At 65.5% G+C, this 3,796-nt stretch carries 4 protein-coding genes; all 4 read right to left on the bottom strand.

The features are described 5' to 3' along the window. Nucleotides 1-312 precede the first annotated feature (312 nt). Nucleotides 313-885 (bottom strand): Uma2 family endonuclease, encoded by a 573-nt coding sequence (locus QZY48_RS18875; protein ID WP_295434081.1) that lies wholly within the window; start codon nucleotides 883-885, stop codon nucleotides 313-315. 76 nt (nucleotides 886-961) lie between these two features. Next, nucleotides 962-1,885 carry a LysR substrate-binding domain-containing protein gene (locus tag QZY48_RS18870; protein ID WP_295434079.1) on the bottom strand — a complete coding sequence of 308 codons (924 nt, stop codon included), beginning with the start codon at nucleotides 1,883-1,885 and terminating at the stop codon, nucleotides 962-964. A gap of 212 nt (nucleotides 1,886-2,097) precedes the next feature. Next, nucleotides 2,098-3,600, bottom strand: coding sequence for a hypothetical protein (locus QZY48_RS18865; protein ID WP_295434077.1), 1,503 nt, complete (start codon nucleotides 3,598-3,600; stop codon nucleotides 2,098-2,100). Further along, a partial coding sequence (locus QZY48_RS18860) for a hypothetical protein (RefSeq protein ID WP_295434075.1) occupies nucleotides 3,522-3,796 on the bottom strand: 275 nt, incomplete at its 5' end. The genes QZY48_RS18860 and QZY48_RS18865, both read right to left, overlap by 79 nt.

The following is a 3,796-nucleotide window of genomic DNA, read 5'->3' as shown; positions in this document are numbered from 1 at the left end:
TGCCGCGGCGTCGCATCGCGGCCGGAGGCCGCTCCCACAAGGAACTTTCAGGTTCCGGGTGACGGCCAACCCCTCATCCTAAATTCGGGAATTGCTCACACAAAGAACACAAAGAACACAAAGAAAAACAGATCATTGAAGGCGTTGGGCGGATCACCGCGCAGGTGATCTTCTCGACCTACATATCGCGTTGAAAATCTTTGTGATCTTTGTGTCTCTGTGTGAGAACTGCTCTTTCTAGGCTCATGGCCGTTAGCCTCAGGCGGCCCGAGCCGAGGCTGAAGCCTTGGACTCCAATCGCCTCGCTTGGTTCTAACCGACCCCCGAATCGAGATAGATCGCCGCGAGCGGCAGCGCTAGGCCGAGCGTATCGAGCACCAGCACGCCCGCCGGGTCCTCGATCAGGCGCGGCTGCCACCAGTTCCCGCGTCGGCGGTAGTGGAGAACGGCAATGGCCGTCGAGTCCACCAGTACATAGTCGGTCAGGGTGTCGATCGTCTGGTATTGCAGGAACTTGGCACCGCGGTCATCGGCGGCCGTGCTGGGCGACAGCACCTCGAGGATGAGCACCGGGTTCTGCAGGGTGCGCAACCCATTGATGGTGACATAGCGCGGGTCGCAGGCGACCGACAGATCAGGATACAGATAGGGACTGCCGGCATTGACCTTGACCCGCTGATCGCTCGGGAACGGCCGGCAGCCCCGTTCCCGCAGGCCGCTGCGTAGTTCGGTCAACAGATTGACGCAAATGGTGTTGTGCTCGGGCTGGGCACCGCCCATACAGAAGACCTCGCCGTTGCGGTATTCGCAACGCGGCGCGGCGCCGCGATCGAGGGCGAAGTAGTCGTCCAGGCTGACGAAGGTACGTCTCAGGGAACTGGCCATGATCGGAACCGGTGTCGATAGGATGCCGAGAGTATAGCGAATCGCGCCGGCCGCGCGGCATCGCAACAGCCACCCCTCAACCCGGTCCCGCCCGCCCCCGCCGGTTCAACTGCGCCGACTCTTCCTGAAACAGGTCGATGAAGCGCCGCTGGAAGCGCTGCAGGTACTTGTCGCGCAGATAGGCGACCTTGGTCACCTCCCACGGGAACAGGTGGCTCAGGTCCCGCCGCCCCAGGTCGGCATCCAGGGTCGGCTCATAGGCCAGATCGGCGATGATCCCGATGCCCATCCCCTCGCGCACATAGGTCTTGATCACGTCGGTGTCCGCCGCGCTCAGCACCACCCGCGGGCGCAGGCCCTGGCGGGCGAAGGCGGTGCTGAAGTTGCCGCGACCGGTGAAGCCGAAGACGTAGGTGATCACCGGGTATTCGCACAGCAGTTCCAGGGTCATGGCCGGGGCCGCCAGCAGCGGATGCCCCAGGGGGGCGATGACGCAGCGGTTCCAGCGGTAACAGTGGATCGCCTCCAGGGCCGGTTCGTTGCTCAGCGCCTCGGTACAGATGGCGAGATCCACCGCGTCGCGCACCACCAGTTCCACCAGTTGGCCCGGGGTGCCCTGGTGGATCTGGACCTCGACCGCCGGAAACTCGGCTGCAAAGCGGCGCATCGCGGGCGGCAGGACATAGCGCGCCTGGGTGTGGGTCGCCCCGATGCGCAGGGTCCCGCTGGTCGGCCCCGTCTGGTCCCGCCCCACGGCCGCCACGCTGGCCGCGCCCGCGAGCGTCTGGCGGGCATAGGTCACCACCTGCTCCCCGGCCGGCGTTAGCCCCGCCAACCGCTTGCCCTGGCGCCGAAAGAGCCGGGTGCCCAACTCGTCCTCGAGTTGTTTCAGGTGCTGGGAGACGGCCGACTGGACCAGATGGAGTTGCTCCGCCGCCCGGCTGACGCTGAAACCGTTCTCGGCCAGGGTGACGAGTGAGCGCAGTTGGCGCAGTTCCATGTCATTGTCTCAGGCTGGCGAAAGAACCGGCGCGGGAAAAACGGTTAACCTAAATCCGGCAATTGCTCTCACAAAGACACAAAGACACAAAGAAGAACAGATCATTGAAGCCGTTGGGCCGATCATCGCTCAGGTGACCTCCTCGACCGACACACCGCTTTGAAAATCTTTGTGATCTTTGTGTCTCTGTGAGAGAACTGCTCTTTCCAGGGTTAACGCACCCCCGCCACCGGCCGCATCTCCACATCGCAGGTCCCGCCAAGGCGGGCCGTGGTCGCGGTGCCCGCGCCCTGGCAGGCCTCGCCGCGGTCCTTGACCCGGCAGGTGATCTCGACCGGGCGGCCCTCGTTGATCCAGCTCGGGGTCTTGCGGTAGCGCCCGACCTGTTTGAAGGGACAGCCGGCGGGCACCCCGTAGGGCGGGCAGGAGGACGGGGCGCGCAGCGACACCTTGCGCCCATCGACGGTGAATCCGGGGTAGCGGTCGACAATCTGGATGGCGTCCCCCTCCGGCTTCTCCTCGAACAGGAACTGCTTGAAGGCGTAGCCGTCGCCGGCCGCGGCACCGACCTGGATGCGGGTGTCGGCGAGCAGGGCATAGTCGCTGCCGCGGCTCGCCACGGCGCCGGAGATGTACTCCACCCGCTGCTGCTTGGGGAAGCACTTGCCCATGGCCGGGGCGTGATAGTAGTGGCGAAGTTCCTTCAGGTCGGCCAGGGGGGTGCCGGGGAAGATCGCCTGGAGGTCGGCGTCGGCTCCGTAGAGGATGCGCTCGATGTCACCCACATTCTGGGTATACATGGCCTGGAGCTTGGCATAGTCGCTGTCGGCGGCCAGGTCCGGGCGCAGGAAGCAGGAGGTGAGGCCCGAGATCTGGGTCAGATACTCGTCCCAGATGTTGTACTGGGAGACCGACGAGGAGACGCCCTGGAAGTCCCCGGGGAAGCCGCATCCCTGACCACGCTGACACTGGCCGACGGCACGGTTGCGGATGGACAGCGCAATGACATTGCGCTCGCAACTGCCGTAGGCGTTGCAGCCGCGCTTGAGATGGCCCTCGTGCAGGGCGGTGCGCATCACATAGTCCAGGTGCTTGGCGCGGGCGAGTTCGGTGTCCGTACCCAACTGCCCGTTGGCGCGAATGAATCCGTCCCAGGCCGCGGCCAGGGCGGCACGGCGTCCGGTCAGGGCGCGGTTGGCCGTCTCGCACTGGGGGGAGGCATGGAAGGCGCGCACCATCCGGTCGAGCCCGCTCGCCCCCTCGCCGCCGCCCGCCGCGGTGCCGGGCGGGTCGAAGAAAGGCCCTTTTTTGAGGGCATAGAGCTGGCGCACGTCGATCACGTTCTTGACCCCGGGCCCGCAGTGGTGGTTCTGCACCTGCATCCCGCCGCGCCCCGCCACCGCCTGCTTGAAGCGCTGCGTATCGGCGCGGGTCGCCCGGCGCGGGTCGACGACCACCTCGAAGCCCACGTAGGGCGTGCCCTTGGCGTCCGTCAGCGGCTTGCCGTCGCGGAGCACCAGACAGGGAATGACCGAGGCCCCCTGGGTCAGGGTCCCCGCCGGGGCGCCGGCCCCCGGGGTCCCGTCCGCGCTGTAGTAGGGCACCGTGAAGGACCCGTTGAACTTGTAGATCGTCATCACCGGCGTGGCCGGGATGGCCGCCTGGATGAGCGGGGCGGCGAGCAGCAGCACAAGGGCGGCGAGGCGATGGCGCATAGCGAGAGGGACTCCGGCTGAGGGGTGGGGCATAAAGAACGGTTCAGTAGCAGGTTAAACAAGTCCATTACGAGTGCTTTTCGCGCCATTGGCGTTGTCGTTGTCGTTGTCGTTGTCGTTGTCGTTGTCGTTGTCGTTGTCGTTGTCGAGGTTATCGTAGCCCCCCGGATTCTCTCGCATGCCACATTGCATCGTT

Source organism: uncultured Thiodictyon sp., assembly GCF_903828115.1.
GTDB lineage: Bacteria > Pseudomonadota > Gammaproteobacteria > Chromatiales > Chromatiaceae > Thiodictyon.
The sequence above is the reverse complement of the archived record's forward strand: the minus strand, read 5'-3'. Positions and strand labels throughout refer to the sequence as shown.

Coding starts and splice junctions, on each gene's coding strand:
- QZY48_RS18875 (WP_295434081.1), bottom strand. CDS start 885: ATGGCCAGTTCCCTGAGACGTACCTTCGTCAGCCTGGACGACTACTTC.
- QZY48_RS18870 (WP_295434079.1), bottom strand. CDS start 1,885: ATGGAACTGCGCCAACTGCGCTCACTCGTCACCCTGGCCGAGAACGGT.
- QZY48_RS18865 (WP_295434077.1), bottom strand. CDS start 3,600: ATGCGCCATCGCCTCGCCGCCCTTGTGCTGCTGCTCGCCGCCCCGCTC.